Origin of the sequence: Anditalea andensis (genome assembly GCF_000714815.1) — a bacterium.
GTDB classification, from domain to species: Bacteria; Bacteroidota; Bacteroidia; order Cytophagales; family Cyclobacteriaceae; genus Anditalea; species Anditalea andensis.
In genome coordinates this window covers 138486-157473 of record NZ_JMIH01000018.1, presented here as the reverse complement: position 1 = coordinate 157473, position 18988 = coordinate 138486, and the positions used below count along the sequence as shown (strand labels likewise).

General features: G+C 38.7%; 19 protein-coding genes. 10 read left to right on the top strand and 9 right to left on the bottom strand.

Annotated elements, in window-relative coordinates; translation table 11 throughout:
- Positions 1-279 precede the first annotated feature (279 nt).
- Positions 280-1827 (top strand): peptide MFS transporter, encoded by a 1548-nt coding sequence (locus tag EL17_RS11035; protein ID WP_051719961.1) that lies wholly within the window; start codon positions 280-282, stop codon positions 1825-1827.
- Positions 1828-1897: 70 nt separating this feature from the next.
- Here EL17_RS11035 and EL17_RS23505 read toward each other — a convergent pair whose 3' ends face one another.
- The 4 genes from EL17_RS23505 to EL17_RS11020 form a co-directional block, all read right to left on the bottom strand.
- Complete coding sequence (locus tag EL17_RS23505) at positions 1898-2053, bottom strand: hypothetical protein (RefSeq protein ID WP_164675060.1); 156 nt, start codon at positions 2051-2053, stop codon at positions 1898-1900.
- Positions 2054-2176: 123 nt separating this feature from the next.
- The gene (locus EL17_RS11030) at positions 2177-2383 is read right to left on the bottom strand and encodes a hypothetical protein (protein ID WP_035073868.1); all 207 of its coding nucleotides are present in this window, start codon (positions 2381-2383) and stop codon (positions 2177-2179) included.
- A gap of 251 nt (positions 2384-2634) precedes the next feature.
- The gene (locus EL17_RS11025; protein WP_035073866.1) at positions 2635-2994 is read right to left on the bottom strand and encodes a response regulator; all 360 of its coding nucleotides are present in this window, start codon (positions 2992-2994) and stop codon (positions 2635-2637) included.
- Positions 2995-3191: 197 nt separating this feature from the next.
- Positions 3192-3737, bottom strand: a complete 546-nt coding sequence (locus EL17_RS11020) for a DUF4136 domain-containing protein (protein ID WP_035073863.1) — start codon at positions 3735-3737, stop codon at positions 3192-3194.
- 144 nt (positions 3738-3881) lie between these two features.
- On the opposite strand from EL17_RS11020, the gene EL17_RS11015 reads away from it, so the two are divergent.
- Positions 3882-4364, top strand: coding sequence for a deoxycytidylate deaminase (locus tag EL17_RS11015; RefSeq protein WP_035073861.1), 483 nt, complete (start codon positions 3882-3884; stop codon positions 4362-4364).
- Here the strand turns inward: EL17_RS11015 and murB are convergent.
- Positions 4361-5374 (bottom strand): UDP-N-acetylmuramate dehydrogenase, encoded by a 1014-nt coding sequence (gene murB / locus EL17_RS11010; RefSeq protein WP_035073858.1) that lies wholly within the window; start codon positions 5372-5374, stop codon positions 4361-4363. The two genes, EL17_RS11015 and murB, sit on opposite strands and share 4 nt — an antisense overlap.
- A 249-nt stretch (positions 5375-5623) precedes the next feature.
- Between murB and EL17_RS11005 the strand changes: the two genes are divergently transcribed.
- Genes EL17_RS11005 through egtD form a run of 3 tightly spaced genes read left to right on the top strand, consistent with a single transcriptional unit; the run spans position 5624 to position 8748 of the window.
- Positions 5624-6562: a succinylglutamate desuccinylase/aspartoacylase family protein gene (locus EL17_RS11005; RefSeq protein ID WP_035073855.1), complete on the top strand. Its 939-nt coding sequence runs from the start codon at positions 5624-5626 to the stop codon at positions 6560-6562.
- Between the two features lie 60 nt (positions 6563-6622).
- Positions 6623-7768, top strand: coding sequence for an ergothioneine biosynthesis protein EgtB (egtB, locus tag EL17_RS11000; protein WP_035073852.1), 1146 nt, complete (start codon positions 6623-6625; stop codon positions 7766-7768).
- 5 nt (positions 7769-7773) lie between these two features.
- Positions 7774-8748, top strand: a complete 975-nt coding sequence (egtD, locus tag EL17_RS10995) for an L-histidine N(alpha)-methyltransferase (RefSeq protein WP_035073850.1) — start codon at positions 7774-7776, stop codon at positions 8746-8748.
- A gap of 36 nt (positions 8749-8784) precedes the next feature.
- On the opposite strand, the gene EL17_RS10990 is transcribed toward egtD, so the two are convergent.
- Together EL17_RS10990 and hppD are read right to left on the bottom strand one after the other, a co-directional pair.
- A complete protein-coding gene (locus EL17_RS10990) occupies positions 8785-10512 on the bottom strand; it encodes a phospho-sugar mutase (protein ID WP_035073847.1) in 1728 nt (575 codons plus the stop codon).
- Positions 10513-10730: 218 nt separating this feature from the next.
- Positions 10731-11825: a 4-hydroxyphenylpyruvate dioxygenase gene (gene hppD, locus EL17_RS10985; RefSeq protein WP_035074062.1), complete on the bottom strand. Its 1095-nt coding sequence runs from the start codon at positions 11823-11825 to the stop codon at positions 10731-10733.
- Between the two features lie 194 nt (positions 11826-12019).
- On the opposite strand from hppD, the gene EL17_RS10980 reads away from it, so the two are divergent.
- Positions 12020-12442 carry a hypothetical protein gene (locus EL17_RS10980; protein ID WP_035073845.1) on the top strand — a complete coding sequence of 141 codons (423 nt, stop codon included), beginning with the start codon at positions 12020-12022 and terminating at the stop codon, positions 12440-12442.
- A 44-nt stretch (positions 12443-12486) separates the two neighbouring features.
- Here the strand turns inward: EL17_RS10980 and trpS are convergent, their stop codons facing one another.
- Positions 12487-13458, bottom strand: coding sequence for a tryptophan--tRNA ligase (gene trpS / locus EL17_RS10975; protein WP_035073843.1), 972 nt, complete (start codon positions 13456-13458; stop codon positions 12487-12489).
- A 72-nt stretch (positions 13459-13530) separates the two neighbouring features.
- Here trpS and EL17_RS10970 point away from each other — a divergent pair, with 72 nt between their 5' ends.
- The 3 genes from EL17_RS10970 to EL17_RS10960 all read left to right on the top strand — a co-directional run bounded on the left by EL17_RS10970 (position 13531) and on the right by EL17_RS10960 (position 16653).
- Positions 13531-14622 carry a DUF1573 domain-containing protein gene (locus EL17_RS10970; RefSeq protein ID WP_035073841.1) on the top strand — a complete coding sequence of 364 codons (1092 nt, stop codon included), beginning with the start codon at positions 13531-13533 and terminating at the stop codon, positions 14620-14622.
- 78 nt (positions 14623-14700) lie between these two features.
- Positions 14701-15729, top strand: coding sequence for an App1 family protein (locus EL17_RS10965; protein ID WP_035073839.1), 1029 nt, complete (start codon positions 14701-14703; stop codon positions 15727-15729).
- A 9-nt stretch (positions 15730-15738) separates the two neighbouring features.
- A complete protein-coding gene (locus tag EL17_RS10960; RefSeq protein ID WP_035073837.1) occupies positions 15739-16653 on the top strand; it encodes a diacylglycerol/lipid kinase family protein in 915 nt (304 codons plus the stop codon).
- A gap of 21 nt (positions 16654-16674) precedes the next feature.
- On the opposite strand, the gene EL17_RS10955 is transcribed toward EL17_RS10960, so the two are convergent.
- The gene (locus EL17_RS10955) at positions 16675-17883 is read right to left on the bottom strand and encodes an acyl-CoA dehydrogenase family protein (protein ID WP_035073832.1); all 1209 of its coding nucleotides are present in this window, start codon (positions 17881-17883) and stop codon (positions 16675-16677) included.
- Positions 17884-18015: 132 nt separating this feature from the next.
- On the opposite strand from EL17_RS10955, the gene EL17_RS10950 reads away from it, so the two are divergent.
- Positions 18016-18987, top strand: coding sequence for a tryptophan 2,3-dioxygenase family protein (locus EL17_RS10950; protein WP_035073830.1), 972 nt, complete (start codon positions 18016-18018; stop codon positions 18985-18987).
- Position 18988: the final 1 nt, after the last annotated feature.

Below are 18988 nucleotides of genomic sequence, written 5' to 3'. Positions count from 1 at the left end.
TTATTTTATTAAAAAATTGAATATTATTTATCATTTCAATCGATTTCGGAGGGTGTTTTAGAATTTAAAGTCAAAAAAATTAATTATTGAAATATGGGCAAACTTTTAAGTATTTACAGGAATGTTTATTCCAAATTTTATAAAACCGGCCATGGATATAATGCTAACTTTTAAGCCTAATTAAAAAAAATCTGCTATCATTGCACTTTAATCTAATCTTGATATTAAAAAAGTATTCATTTGGAAAAGCCTTCACAAGAAAATCTAAGCAGTGCCCCTATGGATCTTTTTCCCGGACCAACCTTGTTTGGCCATCCTAAGGGTTTGATGACCCTGTTTTTTACGGAGATGTGGGAGAGATTTAGTTACTATGGCATGCGGGCGATATTGATATTATTTATGACTGCAGCAGTAGTGGACGGTGGACTTGGACTTGATGATAAAACCTCGGGTGCTATCTATGGACTATATACGATGGGGGTTTATTTATTGGCACTGCCTGGAGGCTGGTTGGCAGACAGGTTGTTTGGCTTAAAAAAATCCGTGTGGTATGGTGGTATTATTATCGCGATTGGGCATTTTACTATGGCTATCCCTGGAGTCATCGATCTTTTTACTGAAACATCGGATGCCCGAGTAAGCGTCTCTCCATTGGATTACAATTCATTTTATATCGGTCTTATCCTTATTGTAATCGGTACTGGCTTACTTAAACCTAACATCAGTTCAATAGTAGGTCAGCTGTATCCTGCAGGAAGTATCAAGAGAGATGCCGGTTTTTCTATATTTTATATGGGGATCAATCTGGGTGGATTCATTGCGCCACTGGCATGTGCCACTATGGCTGCCATAGATTGGCATTTGGGTTTTGGCTTGGCAGGGCTAGGTATGGTTGTAGGCTTGATTCAATACAAATTATCTGCAAGGACATTGGATGGGTATGGGGAGGCTGTGGCCTTTGACTCCCCAGAAAAACTTTTGCAGCAGGCAAAGTTCAGGAAAGTAATTTTAGGAATCATTGGCGTTACCATTCTGGTTTTGTTTGCGCTTTTTGCTGGTTTGATCCCGGTAGAAGTTTCTGCTTTGGCCGGAATTTCAGGAGTCACCATTGCTGTGGTAGCATTTGTGTATTTGGGCTATGTGATTTTATTCGGTGGTTTGACCACAGCGGAACGCAATAAAGTAATAGTGATCGCCATCCTGTTTTTATTTTCCGCAATGTTTTGGTCTGGATTTGAGCAGGCTGGATCCTCATTGAATCTTTTTGCCGAGCGTTTTACAAATAGAAACTTTTTGGGATGGGAAATACCAGCTGGGTATTTTCAGTCCGTAAATTCCATGTTTATCATCATATTTGCACCATTTTTTGGAGCCTTATGGATTTGGCTGGGAAGACGAAATTTGGAGCCCAGTTCACCGATGAAATTTGTTTTAGGACTATTCTTGTTGGGTCTTGGGTTTTTGGTCATGTACTTCGCTGCTAAAATTGCTGCTTCAGGTGACCTAGCGGCACCCACCTGGCTTATATTTACCTATATGCTTCACACGTTTGGGGAGCTGAGCTTAAGTCCTGTTGGATTGAGTTTAGTGACCAAGCTTGCCCCTGCCAAGTTTGGCGGGCAAATGATGGGTATTTGGTTTTTGTCTATATCTTTGGGCAATCTTATTGCAGGAATAATTGCAGGTGAAGTAAGTGGGGGTACGGAGGAAGCATTAAGTCAGATGCCAGATCAGTACATGGTAATTGTATATACTGCTCTGGGGGCAGCGGTACTCCTGTTGCTACTGAGTAAACCTATAAGGAAATTGATGGGTAATGTGCATTAACCTGAAGTAGATGACAATGCATGTTATCGCTCAAAAAAAAAGAGAGGTTTTTAAACCTCTCTTTTTTTTGTCAATGCCCGGTGGAATCTTCCTTTTTTTCCTTAAAAACAGTCTTCCTAAAATCTATGGCCGAGATGCCTGCTCCAAGACCTATAAGGATACATACAATTAATATGAATGTTTGAGCCCCAGTTTCGATTGGAGCACTGAAAATATCTAATAACATAGCTAAAGAAGTTTATGATCTTACTGTCGTGCAATTTACTACAGGAATACCAGAGCACAAAGCTTTATTTAAAAAACGAGGCCAATTAAAGAAATTGGCCTTGTTTGGATAAATAGTTTCTTTTTAATCAATTTCGTCATCCAAATCTTCGAAGTCATCATCATCATCGAATTCAATGTCATCATCTTCATCGAAATCAATAAAGCTATCATCTACGAACTCACTGTCCTCATCTAAGTCGTAAACTTCTTCTCGAAATTCATCTTCGAATTCGTTGATATCATCCGTATCATCGAAATCATCCATATCGTCTTCAAAATCTTCTAGCATAGGAAACCTGGTTTTTATTACTGCAAATATATTAATTGGAATAAAAATACCTAGAGGATTAAAAGTAAATTTGATATCTTTTTTTCTATTGATTATAAAATTAAATTAATGGAATGTATGAATGGACCTGATCAGTAGACAAGAGTCATTTACTCTAACCATATCGGAAAAATTACCCACAAGAGGAGATTTAAATCTTTAAAAAATAACTGATCTAAAATTTATTTAAATGCCAAATTCTGATTTTCGGATTAACTAAAAATAGATTTAATGTATTTTTTGATTAATGGTTTAGATAGGTATCTTTTAACCATGGAGTAATCCAGTGCTTTGTTGATATCCCGCTCATCTATAGAGCTACTTAGTATATATATTTCAGGATTGTCCGTTTCAGTTGGATGAAATTCTTCTAAAAATTCCCACCCGGACATTTCCGGCATATTCAAATCTAAAAATAAATAGTTGGGATTGATATCATAGATATCCTTCAATGCATCAGGGGCATTGTCAAATTTATAGAATTCAAAAGGTTCACTTATGTTTCTTGAAATTAGCTTTTCTGTTACAAAAGCACTGATAGGGTCATCATCTATTAATACTATCTTTACCATTTTTGAAATGCAAAATTCAGGTGTTGAGAAACAAAATTGTTTATGCAAAAATAAATTATTTTTTTGATTTATCACTTTTTCCAGATTATTATTTTCGAATAATGTTGGTTTTATATTAAAAATAGGTTTAACATACCAAAAAAAGGTCCTGCATAATACAGGACCTTTTTGACTTACTGTTTTTATTGAGGGATTATTTAGGCATTTACCTCAAGTTTAGTGCTGAATTCTTTCAGGATTTTTTCCACAGCAGTATTGATTTTTTTCTGTTTCTGATCCGGATTATTAACAGTGCCGACTGCCGTGGCCCTCATGATCACCCGGTCTATGTGTGGGTCTATGAAATCTATAATGACTTCACCCTGGTCATAATTTCGGACTTCCGGGGCCATAGGCATTCCCCACATCCAGGGGTTCCACATACCCCATCCACCATAGGATGGATATACTACTCTTTGGTTTTGCTGAACATCTGTATTATACCTAATGATCAGGTCAGGTGCATCTGCATTATAGTGAAAACCTCTTTTTTCCATACCTGCTATCAGATGATTTTGAAGTCTTTCTTCCATAATCGGGGAATTAAAGGCCGCTTTGCCCTTCACCTCATTCAAAATGGCAAAGGTTCGATAGCTCTTTTGCTCAACAAAATCATTTTTTTCAGTATAGACTTTGACTGGACTGCAGGCTGATACACAAATCAACCCAAAGGCTATAATGCCCAATTTTATTGTACTTTTCATTTATACCTCCTAATTTATTTATATTTATAATAACGTAGGAGAAAGCGCAGAGTTGTGAACCAAAGCTTGAAAAAATCCTGATCCAATTTATCAAATCCCCTTACAATGCTTACATTTGCGATTATTTAACATTTTAGAAAGTGGATGGCAAGACCGGATTTTGATGATATATTTATGGAATTGGCAGTAAATCTGGCCAAACGTTCCCATTGTATTAAAAAACATGTAGGCGCCGTCCTAACAAAAGAAACCCGAATTATATCCATAGGATATAACGGACCACCTCCGGGAACGCACAACTGCGATGAGGAGTTTCCAGAACATGGCTGTAGCAGAGATAGTAAAGGGAGCTGTTCCCTGGCCCTCCATGCTGAACAGAATGCAATTTTATATGCCGTTAAAAACAATACATATGTAGACGGATCTACTTTGTATGTCACACTGGCTCCATGCTTGGCCTGTGCCAGAATAATTTATTCTATGGGAATAGCAAAGGTGGTCTATCTGTACTCTTATGCGGAATATAAAGGTCTTCCTGTAGATGAAGGGCTTAGCTTTCTTAGTAAATTTGGCGTAGCAATAGAGAAATATGAGAAAGAAATTGTTTTTGATGACAAGCTCATTTAAATAAAATTTACCTCAGGGTGCAACGTTATACCAAATTTTTTAAGGATATCTGCTTGAATGTCTTTGCTTAATTTGACAATTTCCTGACCGTCTCCTTGTCCATAATTTACCAGTACCAATGGCTGGTATTCGTGCACACCTATTTCCCCAAATCTTTTGCCTTTCCATCCAGCCTGTTCTATAAGCCATGCTGCAGGTACTTTTATACCTGCTTCATTTTCATATCCGGGCATATGGGGATATTGTGATTGGAGTTCTTTAAATTGTTCGGCAGGTATGGTAGGGTTTTTAAAAAAACTTCCGGCATTTCCGATTAGTTTAGGGTCAGGTAGTTTGCTTTGTCTGATATGGATGACAGCGTCACTCACTGCCTTTAAGGTTAGGTCCTTTTGGTTTAATTTTTTTAAGGTATCGGTGATGGCACCGTAACTGATATTAAACTTGGGTGTTTTATATAACCTGAAAGATACATATGTGATGATATATTTATCCTTAGCTGCGTGCTTAAATATGCTATCTCTATATCCAAACATACATTGTGGGTGATCAAATAAGGATATAGTTCCTGAGGCTCTATCTATGGCTTCCAGACTATGAAACACTTCTTCGATCTCTACGCCATATGCCCCTATGTTTTGCATGGGAGAGGCTCCCACCGTGCCGGGGATAAGTGATAGATTTTCCACGCCTGCCCAACCGTTCTTGATGGCCTTTAGGACAAATTCGTGCCAACTTACACCTGCACCTACCTTTACTAGTATTGCTTCACCGTTTTCTTGGATCAACTCCAGACCTTGGATATTCATTTTGATCACTACCGCATGAAGGTCCTGTGTGAGCAGTATATTGCTGCCACCTCCCAGGATAAAAACCGGTAAATCCACATCTTTAGCAAATTCCAATGCCTTGTTTACTTCTTCATTAGTATGTACTTCAATAAAAAATCTGGCCTTTTTATCGAATCCGAAGGTATTAAATTCCCTTAATGAGATGTTTTCTTGTATATTCATGCTTAAGTTATTCCTGCGAAGTAAATAAGTTTTTGGCCAATAAGAAAGAAACTAACCGTTTTTGACTGATGACAAATAGCTAAACATGCTTTGGATCGCTTTTTTAAAATTTTAGATAGTTGATTAAAGTAGCTTGAAACCGACTAGGGCAAAAGCTTCACATCGTGGTAGGACTGTCAACGATGCAGGATTTCATTCCTGCCTACGGTCCCGATCAAGCTGTGACCATTGAAAAAAAGTTATTAAAAGATGAAAGAGATTATAATTAATGGCATTCGCATACGTCCTGGACAGTCCATTAATATAGAAATAGCCATAGCCAGGTTACCTACTCACACCCTCATTGATCTGCCTGTATTTATACATCGTTCTAAATTAGATGGACCTGTGGTCCTGATAAGCGGAGGGGTACACGGGGATGAAATCAATGGTGTGGTGGCCGTAAAACGGATGTTGGAAGAGAATCTGTTCGTACCAAAAATCGGGACCATTATATTTATTCCATTGGTAAATGTGTATGGATTTTTAAGTAATAGCAGGACTTTTCCGGATGGAAGGGATCTGAACAGAAGCTTTCCGGGTAGTACCAAAGGGTCTCTGGCCGCCCAGATCGCTCATATCATTACCACTGAGATTATTCCCCATATAGATTATGGCATAGATATACATACAGGGGGTAGGATGCTTACCAATTACCCCCAGATCAGGGTGGATTTCAAAGATGAAAAAGGAACGGAATTAGCAAGGATTTTTGGAGCTCATTTTGTGATCAATTCACCCCATATAGACAAATCATTTAGGAAAGAAGCATACAAAAACGGAAAACATATCCTGGTATATGAAGGAGGGGAGTCTATGCGACTGGATGACTTATCTGTAGAGGAAGCTATAGCGGGTACACGTCGCGTACTCCAGCATCTGAATATGTTAGATGGGCAATTGGAAGATAAAAGTCCCCTTATAATAAAAGAAAGCTCATGGTTGAGGGCAAAGATTTCAGGGATTTTTATCCCAACAGTCAAATTGGGAGACCCTGTAAAGAAAGGGCAGATGCTGGCTAAAATTTCTGATCCCTATGGACAAGTAAAAGTACCGGTAAAAAGCGCTACGAACGGACACGTGGTAGGACTGAACAACCTGCCGGTCATCAATGCAGGCGATGCCATCGTCCACATAGGACGTGTATAAAAACTCAAAAATAAAATAACCAAATGCTATATATGGTGTTAAATTACAAAATGCTGAAGTATGGTAAATTATGAACAATACCTCGAAATCAGAGCGTATACAGTTAATTTGTGTAAACATCTTGAAAATGAAGATTTTGTAATACAGGCAGAAGAATTTGTAAGTCCGGCAAAATGGCATCTGGCGCATACCACCTGGTTTTTTGAAGCGTTTTTACTGAAAGAGCTATTGGCGGGTTATAAAGAATTTAACCCCCATTTTAATTTTTTTTTCAACAGTTATTATAATGGTAAAGGCGATAGGACCGCAAGGAATATCAGAGGCCTGATGACCCGTCCAACTGTCAGTGAGGTGATGCAATACCGACAATATGTGGATGAGGCCATGCAACTGTTTTTTGACTCCTCGGCTATAAATTCACAGATTTCGGATCTTATCGAATTGGGGTTTAATCATGAACAGCAGCATCAGGAACTGCTGCTTACTGATTTAAAATATAACCTATCACTAAATCCGCTTTACCCATCTGTATCAGATAGGGAAGAATATCCCAAAGCGGAAACTCATGATTGGATTACCTCAGAGGAAGGGATATATCGCATAGGATTTCAGGGTGGAGGATTTTCATATGACAATGAAATGGGAAGACATCAGGTTTATTTGCATGCTTTTAGTATATCCAGCACATTGGTCACAAATGCAGATTATCTTTCATTTATAGTAGATGGCGGCTATCAGGATCATAATCTCTGGCACTCGGAGGCTTGGGCATGGATCAATAATGAGAAGATTGCCAAGCCTCTGTACTGGGAAGAAATAGATGGAGAGTATATGTATTATACATTAAATGGAATTAAGCCATTGGATAAAGAAGCGCCTGTCGCACACATTTCTTACTTCGAAGCAGCAGCCTATGCAGCATGGAAAGGGTGCAGACTTCCTACTGAATTTGAATGGGAAGCTGCTTCTAATAGATTCAATTGGGGCAGCCGGTGGGAATGGACCAATTCATCCTACCTGCCATATCCTAATTTTACCAAAGCCCCCGGAGCTATCGGAGAGTATAATGGAAAATTCATGATCAACCAGATGGTACTAAGGGGTGCCTCTGTCGCCACTTCTCCTGGGCATTCAAGAAATACCTATCGTAATTTTTTCGATACTTACGCTAGATGGCAGTTTTCAGGTATTAGATTAGCTAAATAATATATATGAACCAAAGTAACACCACTACAGCATTTGATAAGGTTTTTGCTCAAGATATTTTAAATGGGTTGACCTCTCCTGTAAAATACCTTCCTTCGAAATACTTTTATGATGAAAAAGGCGATAAGCTTTTCCAACAAATTATGGCCCTGCCGGAGTATTATCTTACGAGAACAGAGTTTTTGATATTAGAAAAATATGCAGGACAGATTCTCCAGCCGTTTATAAATAAAGGGGAGAAATTCAATCTGATAGAACTTGGAGCCGGGAATGGGTATAAGACCCGAATCCTCATAAAATACCTTTATGATAGGCAGGTGCCATTTAATTATTATCCGATCGATATTTCAGGAAATGTATTGGATGAATTAAAAGAAGCGTTTCTCCTGGAATTTCCAAACCTGACCATATATCCGATCAAAGGAACTTACCGAGCTACACTCACAGACTGCAACTGGGAAAAAAACCTCCCTAATCTCATGCTTTTTTTGGGTTCCAACTTCGGAAATTTTGTAGAATCGGATGCCTTAGACTTAATGGATTACATAACCCATGCCCTTAACCCCCAGGATGGCATATTAATAGGCTTTGACCTCAAAAAAGACCCTCAGCTCATATTGGATGCATATAATGACAGTAAAGGTGTCACCAGGGATTTTAATCTTAATTTACTTCATAGGATAAACAAGGAGTTAGATGCGGATTTTGATGTGGCACAATTTAAACATTGGCCTGTTTATAACCCAGATAGTGGAGAATGCAAAAGTTATCTGGTAAGTCTAAAAGATCAGACAGTCAATATCGGAGCGCTTAATAAAAAGTTTCAGATAGTGCGTGCTGAACCCATATTTACCGAAGTATCCAGAAAATTCAGTTTACAGGATATTCAACAGCTTGGAATAGAGAAAGGGTTTAAGATATTGGAAGATTTTATGGATGATGAAGGTTTTTTTTCAGATAGTATGCTTATAAAAAACTAAAAAAGGGGGAGATTCCCCCCCCCCTTTTTTGATGAATTATTCAAAGAATTTTTTCAGATCGGCAATTTTATTGTCCAATATTTCCTCCACTTTTCTGTAAGCTCCTCTGTTTGGAAGCGGTTCATTGACAGAGATATAATATTTGATTTTTGGTTCGGTACCAGAAGGTCTAGCAGAAATTTTGCTGCCATCTTCCAGATAGAATTGTAGAACATTTGATCTGTCCAGTATTAGTTCCTGTTCAGTATCGTTTTCCAGGTCATAAATTCTACCTCTGTCCACATCTACAATTCTATTTACTTTAATTCCGTTGATGTGGGTAGGTTTGGAACTTCTGAATCCCTGCATAAGTTGCTGAATCTGTTCGGCTCCGTCTTTTCCTTTTTTAGTGACAGAAATAAGGGCTTCTTTGTAAAAATTATGCTTGTAATAAATCTCTGATAGGACATCAAAAAGATTCATGCCTTTGGATTTATAATGAGCCACAGCTTCAGCCAGCATTGCACAAGCTGAAACACCATCTTTATCCCGTACAAAGTCTCCTATGAGGAAGCCATAACTTTCTTCACCGCCACCTACATAGACTTCGCTTCCTTCTTTCTCTCTGATCACCATGGCGATATTTTTAAATCCGGTGAGGGTGCTGTAATATTTCACCCCAAATTCTCTGGCGATCTCTCCTATCAGGTCCGTGGTAACTATGGTGCTTACCACAAACTGTTCTCCAGTAAGGCGTCCATGTTCTCTCATATTTGAGAGAAGGTAGTGAATGAGTATAGCACCGGTTTGGTTTCCATTGAGTAGTTCAAATTCACCGTATTCATTTGGAATGGCAGCAGCATATCTGTCTCCATCAGGATCACAGGCCAGCACCAGTTCAGCATTTACTTCTTTACCCAGTTTCAGGGACAATGAAAGCGCTTCGGCTTCTTCCGGATTAGGATAGATGACGGTAGGAAAATTTCCGTCCGGCTCGGCCTGTTCTTTTACCACATGAATGTTTTCAAAACCAAAAACCTTAAGGGCAGCCGGTACCATTTTTCCACTTGATCCATGGATCGGTGAAAAAACGATTGGCATATCTCGTTGCGTAATAAGTGCCTCAGGAGAGATACTTAGTTTTTTAACTTCGTTAAGATAGACCAGATCAAAATCTTCCTCAATGTACTCTATCAAACTGTCATTTTTATCCCAACGTACTTTATCGAATGAATCGATTTTCTGAACTTCTAGAATGATATTTGTATCATGGGGAGCGACTATTTGAGCGCCATCGTCCCAGTAGGCTTTATAACCATTATATTCTTTAGGATTATGGGATGCTGTTACCATCACGCCACTTTTACAGCCAAAATGTCTAATGGCAAAGGAAAGCATAGGAGTAGGGCGCTGGTCTCTGAAATACAAAACCTTGATACCATTGGCAGTGAAAACATTGGCAGTGGTATCCGCAAAAAGTGTATTGTTTATCCTGCTGTCATGTGTAATGGCTACTTTTATTTCTTGGTTAGGAAAAGAGGAAAGTAAGTAATTGGCCAGGCCTTGAGTCGCCATGGCCACCGTATAGACGTTCATCCTGTTTGAACCTACACCCATCAGTCCCCTTAAACCTCCTGTGCCAAACTCAAGGTCTTTATAGAAAGAATCCGTCAATTCGGTTTTGTCTTCTGATGCCAAAAGCTGTTGGATTTCAATTTTACTCTGTTCGTCAATGTCACTATTGAGCCAATGTTCGGCTTTTTGAATGATTGCTATGTCTGCCATTTTTTTAATAAAAAGTTTAAATGAATCTTCTAATTTATATATTTAGCCCTGAATATCCATAATCTTGTCTAGAAAAAGATATGGAATTTATAATAGTTTATGACCTACCAATGAAGGAAGTGATTTAGGCAAATTTAATGTACTGGATATGTTTTTGTATAATCCTTTACTTTACCATTAAAGCCTGAGAGCATGCAGCACCCTGACCATTCAGTTTTTTACAGATTACCTCTTAGTTCCTGTTCTCTTTCTATAGCTTCAAATAGGGCTTTGAAATTACCTTTGCCAAAAGATTTAGCTCCTTTTCTTTGGATGATTTCAAAGAAAAGAGTGGGCCTATCCTGTACTGGTTTGGTAAAAATCTGGAGGAGATAGCCCTCTTCATCTCGGTCTACCAATATGTTGAGTTTTTTTAGCGGCTCAATATCCTCTTCAATGGTTCCCACCCTGTCCAATAGATCATCATAATAGGTGCTTGGGACCTCCAGGAATTCTACGCCTCTTTCTCTGAGTTCAGTGACTGTATGGATAATGTCATCCGTGGCTATGGCCATATGCTGTACACCTGCTCCGTTATAGAAGTCGAGATATTCTTCTATCTGTGATTTTTTCTTGCCCTCTGCAGGTTCATTTATTGGGAATTTGATATAGCCATTGCCATTTGAGACGACTTTGGACATGAGTGCAGTATAATCTGTGGAGATATCTTTATCATCAAAAGTAACCAGTAGATTGAATCCCATCACTTTCTCATAAAACTCTACCCATTTGTTCATTTCTCCCCATCCTACATTTCCTACGCAGTGGTCTACGTATTTTAACCCAATAGGCACAGAATTGTACAAGCTTTTTTTAGCTATATATCCTGGTAAAAAGGGGCCGTTGTAATTTTTTCGCTCCACAAAGGTATGGATGGTTTCGCCATAGGTACGAATGGACGCTACCTGGACTTCTCCATGTTCATCTGAATGGACTTTAGGGGCTTCATAAGGTTCAGCTCCCCTTGACGTGGTTTCCTGATAGGACTTAGCCGCATCATCCACCCAGAGGGCCAGTACTTTTACACCATCACCATGCTTTTTGATATGATCTGCTATGGGGTGATCCTGCATTAAGGGGGTGGTCAATACCAGTCGTATCTTATCCTGTTTCAATACATAGCTAGCCCTGTCTTTTATACCTGTTTCAGGTCCCGCATAGGCTATAAGTTCAAATCCAAAGGCATATTGGTAATACAAGGCCGATTGCTTTGCATTGCCTACGTACATTTCTATATGGTCAGTACCGTTTATAGGAAGAAAATCTTGTTGCATGCGGTCAGTTTTTGGGTTTATATTACTTTCTATCATATACAAAGATAAAATTTTCTAGATAATAATAATAATTCTATTGAACCAATCCTCTATAAGGTTTTTCAGTAAAAAGGGGAGTTTTAGCGGAATGATTTTGGAAACCTTTTTCTATTTATCTACCTTCATATATAGAACAAAAAACTAAAACGATCAATATGGATTTTGATAAACTGGATAAGGACCTGACCACTATTGTAGAGAAAAGAATCATACTTAGTAAAAAGTCTTATGCCGATCCCGATTATGATGATATAGAAGAGGAGCTTCATGATCTGGAGGATGATTTTAATGAGGCTTATAGCCAGCATTTGGAAGCAGAGCTGGAAAAAATATATGATAAGCTTTGTCCTGATAACGATGTTTTATTGGCATCAGCCTATCTGGCCAATAAATATACCCCTATGCTGGCAGATGCACGCGGCATAGTGAGCTATGAAGTAAAAGGTCCGGAAGGAGTCCCTGTGGAGTCTGAACAGTTTGATAGACAGGATGTCAGGATAGTGCTGATACCTAATCCCGCAAGATTTGTGATGCAGATAAATGGGGTATCTTTAAAGGATCTATGGAGATCCCGCTGATTATAAGTTACCAAAAAGGCTGCTTTATAAGCAGCCTTTTTAGTTTAAAAACCTAATTTTAATCTTACCTTCTCCATGAGTGCAGCCGCTATAGCTTTAGCTTTATCTTCTCCTGCAGCCAGTTTTGCCTCTAGTTCATCCTGATGAGCCATCAGATAATCAAAGGTTTTTCTTTGGTCAGCATACTTGTCCAAAATGAGCTCAAGAAATTCTTTTTTGGCGTGGCCATAACCATAGTTTCCCCCTCTATATTTTTCTCTTAATACCTCAGTCTGCTCTTTTTCTGCTACTAGACTGTAAATTTTAAACAGGTTGCATGTTTCTGGATCTTTGGGCTCTTCTAGTGGAGTGCTGTCGGTTATGATACTGTTTATGTTCCTTTTAAGTTGTTTCTCCGGTAGAAATATGTCAATATAATTATTATAGGATTTGCTCATTTTTTGTCCGTCGGTTCCAGGTATGATCATTACTTCTTCATTGACCCTAGCTTCTGGTATGGTGAAGATATCTTCTCCTATTTTATGATTAAAAGAAGTAGCAATGTCCCTGGTCATTTCCAAATGTTGGAGCTGGTCTTTTCCTACAGGGACTATATTAGCATGATATAATAATATATCTGCAGCCATAAGTACAGGATAGGTGAAAAGCCCTGCATTGACATCTGCCAACCTATCTGCTTTATCTTTAAAACTATGAGCATTGGCCAGCATAGGAAATGGGGTGTAACAGCTGAGGTACCAGGTGAGTTCTGTGACTTCTTTTATTTTGGATTGTCTATAAAACACCGTTTTTGTTATGTCCAGGCCAAATGCAAGCCAAGCTGCTGCCACTGCATTTACATTTTCTTTTCTTACAGCAGCATCTTTAATCGTAGTAAGAGAGTGATAATCTGCTATAAATATAAAAGATTCGTTATTTTGCTCGTGGGTAAGGGTTACAGCTGGAATTATAGCGCCCAATAAATTACCCAAATGAGGTCTACCTGAACTTTGGATTCCCGTAAGTACTCGTGCCATTGATAAATTTTTTTATCGCAAATTAAGGAAATGTAAACATATTACGGTGCAATTTTGACGTTATTTGCATATATGAAAACAAACATACTTTATACTTTCTTTATCTTTTCCCTTTCATTGATGCCTTATCTGGTTTATGCTCAAGATATTATGGAGCAACCCCTGATTTGGGAAAAGAAGAAAATTGATATAGGCACCGTGATGGAAGAGAATGGGAAGGTCAGTACAGAGTACTATTTTGTAAATAAGGCTAATTTTCCGGTTTTTATTGATAAAATATCTACTGACTGTGGCTGTACGACAGCATCCTATACTACTGATACTCTTTTCCAGGATAAAATCGGTTCTGTAGTAATAGATTATGACCCCACCAATAGGGGAGGGGCCTTCAGTAAAATGATTATAGTAAAGACTAATATTGACTACGCTGGAGATACCTTGTTTCTTGAAGGTTATAATATCCCATACCCAGAAAATGTCGAAAGCCATTACACAAACCTAGTCAATGATCTGGGTTTTAAATTTAATTCCATCAATATGGGTAATGTTTTTAATAACGAGCCTAGAACCAAATATGTTGATTTTTACAATTTTAAAGATATTCCTGTCACTATCAGTTTACGGACAAAGTTACCAGAACATATAGAGGTGAAAATGAATCCATCCATAGTACCGGCCAAATCAAGGGGGATATTAGAAATCACTTACGATGCCGCTATTAAAGATGACCTAGGTTTCTTTGATGAAAATATTTCTTTTTATATCGCCAAAGATACTGAACCTACGCACTTAAGGTTGCTGACTACGGTCCACGAATACTTCGACCCATTGCCCATCTCAGAATTAAACAATCAGCCAAAACTGGCTATCTCTGAAGTAAATGTAAATATGGGAAGTGTAAGTGCCAACCAAAAGGTGACTAAATCAGTAACCCTTACCAATTCAGGTTCTGAACCCATTAATATTAGAAAAGTAGTATCAAATTGTGATTGCTTACAATATGATCTGCCTAGATTTGATCTGTTGCCAGGGCAGAAAGAAACTTTAAGGTTGACATTGGATCCAAAAGGACGCCAAGGGATAGATCATAAAACACTAACTATATTCAGCAACGATCCCTTGAATCCCACGCGGACCATTTTAATAAAGAGTTCTGTTAAATAGCCACCTATCTAATCTATTAATTAAAATTCATATTTTTTAGCTTGATTTTTGAATATAGAATCAGTTAAAAAACAACATATGATTTTTAGAATATTGACTTTTCCGATTAGATATACTTTTTCTAAAGTAAAAAGGGCGGTAGGAAAACTGGACACAATACAGCTGGAGCCTTTATTCGCTTTTGGTAATTCTTCAGAAGTGTACTTTAAGGCTAGAGTGGTGGAAGGATATAAACAAAGTATACCTTCAGAAAAAAAATCAGCTTCCAGAAACATGCTGGCTGCCATAAGAAGGTATTCTGGAAGCAGTGTGCCGGATATTAAAGTAAGGGTAAAACTGGGAGGACAGGAAGTGCTAGTGGTAAGTGATGGAGAAGGAATAGTAGAGGGCTATTTCAACTGCCCTTCCACGGGAGAAGTGGAAGAAAAAATGAGTTTTAATTTCGTACAAGAGGAGGATGTTAAGTTTCAGAGTGAAGAGGTCAGATTTTCTGTAACGCGCTATAAAACAGAACATCCTTTCGGGGTGATTTCTGATATAGATGATACCATCCTAATTTCTAAAGCCACACAGGTGGGAGAAAAGCTGTGGTTATCTGTATCTAAGAATGCATATACGCGCAGGCCATTTCCGGGCATCAGTAAATTTTATAAAAAATTAAGCAATAACGGTGAGAACCCTATCTTCTATGTATCCAGCAGTGACTGGAATCTAAACGAAATGATAAAAGATTTTTTAAATTATAGAGACATTCCCAAAGGACCATTATTGCTCCAGGACTTGCATGTCAATCTGAAGAATATTTGGAAATCTGGCGGAGGAAGTCATGCCCATAAAGGAGAAAAAATTGATTTTTTATTTGACCTGTATCCGAACATGCAATTTATCCTTATAGGGGACAGTGGTCAGCATGACCCTGAACTATATGCCGAAGCTATAAAGAAACATCCCGGAAGGGTAAAAGCGGTTTACATCAGGCTCATAAGAGAAATGGATGAAGAAAGGAAGAAACTACTTGATGCGCATACTGATCGTATAGCGATAGCCTATGTAAAGAATACTGAAGAAGCGATCGAACATGCTGAATACCATAAATTTTTAAATTAAAATCAGAACATGAGCAATACTATATTATTTATATACAATACCCGATCGGGGAATCATAATTATCAGGAAAACGACATTCTCCAAAAAATAAATGATAGCCTCCAACCCGGACAGAGGCTTACTGTTCATAAGCTCGAAAAGAAGAAAGAAGGGAATGAGGAGCTGCAAATAATATTGAATAAAGAGAACTGGGATCTAGTGATAGTAGGAGGGGGGGACGGTACCATAAGAAGGTTGGTAGCATTAATGGTAAAATATGACTTCTACTTCCCATTGGCTGTGCTTCCTTTGGGATCTGCCAATGGATTGGCAACATGCCTTGGAGTAGGTGACCTGGATGTTGCTATAGAAGTGTTGAAGAGGCCAAGTTATATAGATATGGATGTGCTTAATATTAATGATCATATATCCCTTCACCTCAGTGATTTTGGATTCAATGCAGGATTGGTCAAAAAATTTGACGAATCCGATACCCGGGGAATGATGTCTTATTTCAAGGGATCTTTATCAGAGTTTTTTGATAATAAAGCTTCTAAATTCATGATGACCATCGATGGGAAAGATATAGAAATAGAAGCCCGAATGCTTTTGATTGCTAATGGAAAAATGTACGGAACAGGGGCCATTATCAATCCTACCGGAAAACTTGATGACGGGAAGTTTGAAATAATAGCTTTTAATCCTACAGGGATTAACGAATTACTAAACCTTTCCCTCAATCTTTTTAAAGGTGCGATAGATGAAGATCCTCAGGTTAGGACTTGGAAGGTAGATAAAGTTAAAATAAAAAACCTTGAAGGAGCACAATTTCAAATAGATGGAGATGTAGAAGAAGATGTCCGTGAAGTCAATGTAACAATTCTCCAAAACAGGATAAAGATATCAGTACTTTCATTGTCCCAGGAAGGCGTTACCGCAGATTAATGATGCGGTAGCACCACCTTTTTATTTGAAAGCCGGTATGCCGGTTATTTCATTGCCTAAGATCAATAGATGGATATCATGTGTACCTTCATAAGTCACTACAGATTCTAGATTCATCATATGCCGCATGATCGGGTAATCTCCTGTGATACCCATGCCACCATGTATCTGCCTGGCTTCCCGTGCTATGTCCAGCGCCATAGCCACATTATTTCTTTTAGCCAATGAAATCTGGGCAGTACTGGCCTTTCCTTCATCCATCATTTTCCCGAGTCTCCAGACCAATAGCTGGGCTTTGGTGATTTCGGTTAGCATCTCCGCCAATTTTCTTTGGATCAATTGAAAAGAGGCTATCGGTTTGTCAAATTGAATTCTCTCGAGTGCATATCTTTTGGCTGAGTCATAGCAATCCATAGCTGCACCCAGGGCTCCCCATGATATACCATATCTGGCAGAATCCAAACACATCAGTGGTGCGCCCAGCCCAGATTTATTGGGAAGTAAGTTTTCTTTAGGAACCTTTACTTCATTAAAAACAAGCTCACCTGTACAAGATGCCCGCAGTGACCATTTATTATGCGTTTCAGGGGTAGTAAAACCTTCCATGCCCCGTTCTACTATTAGTCCATGGATTCTTCCGTTTTCGTCTTTAGCCCATACTACCGCTATATCGGCTTTGGGTGAATTGGAGATCCACATTTTAGCACCATTTAAAAGATAGTGGTCTCCCATATCCTTAAAATGGGTGGTCATTCCGCTGGGATTGGACCCATGGTCAGGTTCTGTAAGGCCAAAACATCCCAACATTTCTCCAGAAGCCAGTTTTGGAAGGTATTTATTCCTTTGCTCATCAGATCCGAACTTATAGATAGGATACATGACCAGTGATCCCTGTACCGATGCAGTGGATCTCATTCCCGAATCCCCCCGCTCTATCTCCTGCATGATCAGCCCATAGGCTATATAATCCAACCCTCCTCCGCCATAATCCGTGGGTATCTGTGGGCCAAAAGCTCCCACATCACCAAATTTTTTTACTATTTCATAAGGAAAATAAGCATCTTGGCTCCACTTTTCTATGTTTGGAGAAATTTCTTTTTTTACAAAGTCCCTTATGGAACTTCTCACCAGCTTATGCTCTTCTGATAATAGCGCGTCTATATTATAAAAATCCACACCCTCATAAAGGTCATGTCGCCGGGAATTTCTCTGAGACTCAACTGACTGCATAATAATTTTGGTTTATTGGGTTTTTAAATAGAATTTTACATTTCGCTATGGATAGCAAACCAACCTTTAAAACCCTCAATTACGTAAGAAGTTCGGGGAAAAACTATAATAGATAGATATTAATTAGCCGATATGGATAAGGATCAGCCCCAAAGTGACATTTATTCCAAAATAGCATTGCTTGAAAATAAATTTAAATCTTCAGGCCAGGATCTTTCATCGTATCTGGAAGGGTTGCTTTACGCGGATTATTTGACATACTGGGATTATATCAACCTGGAGACCCTTTTGTCATTACAGCAGCCTAAGACTTCATTTAAAGATGAAAAGATATTTATAATCTATCATCAAATCACTGAGTTATATTTCAAATTGATTATTTGGGAGTTGGAGCAGATAGCGGAGCAGCAAAACATCTCTGCCACGTTTTTAAAAGAGAGGCTCGGCAGGGTGAACATGTACTTCGATCATTTGATCAGTTCATTTGCGGTTATGTGGAAAGGAATGGAGAAACAGCAGTTTTTAAAGTTCAGAATGTCTTTATTGCCTTCCAGCGGTTTTCAGAGTGCCCAGTATAGGAAAATAGAGATCATGTCCACTGATGCAAAATATTTGACAGCCATGCTTCTCAGGGACAATCTGCCGTTAAACGCTACTGTGGAGGAGCTGTTTGATGCGCTTTACTGGCAATCCGGAGCTACAGAACTTGCTACCGGCGAAAAGACTTTAACTCTTCGTTCATTTGAAAATAAGTATGGGAAGGAACTTAAAGATCTAATAGCCAATTATGAACTGATCAATATCTGGAAGAAATACCAAAGCTGCAAAGATAAAGACGACGAACTGGAGGAGATGATGAGGGCCTTTGATCTTAAAGCTAACGTACACTGGCCCCTGGCCCATTACAAATCAGCTGTTAGGTACCTACAAAAAGACCCTATGGATATCTCCGCCACAGGAGGTACCAACTGGCAAAAATATCTCCCTCCCCGGTTTCAGAAAGTGATTTTCTTTCCCGATATCTGGACATCAGCTGAGCAAGAAGAATGGGGTAAACCTTGGGTGATAAAAGAAGTTTATGGAATAAAGGATGATGACTTATAAA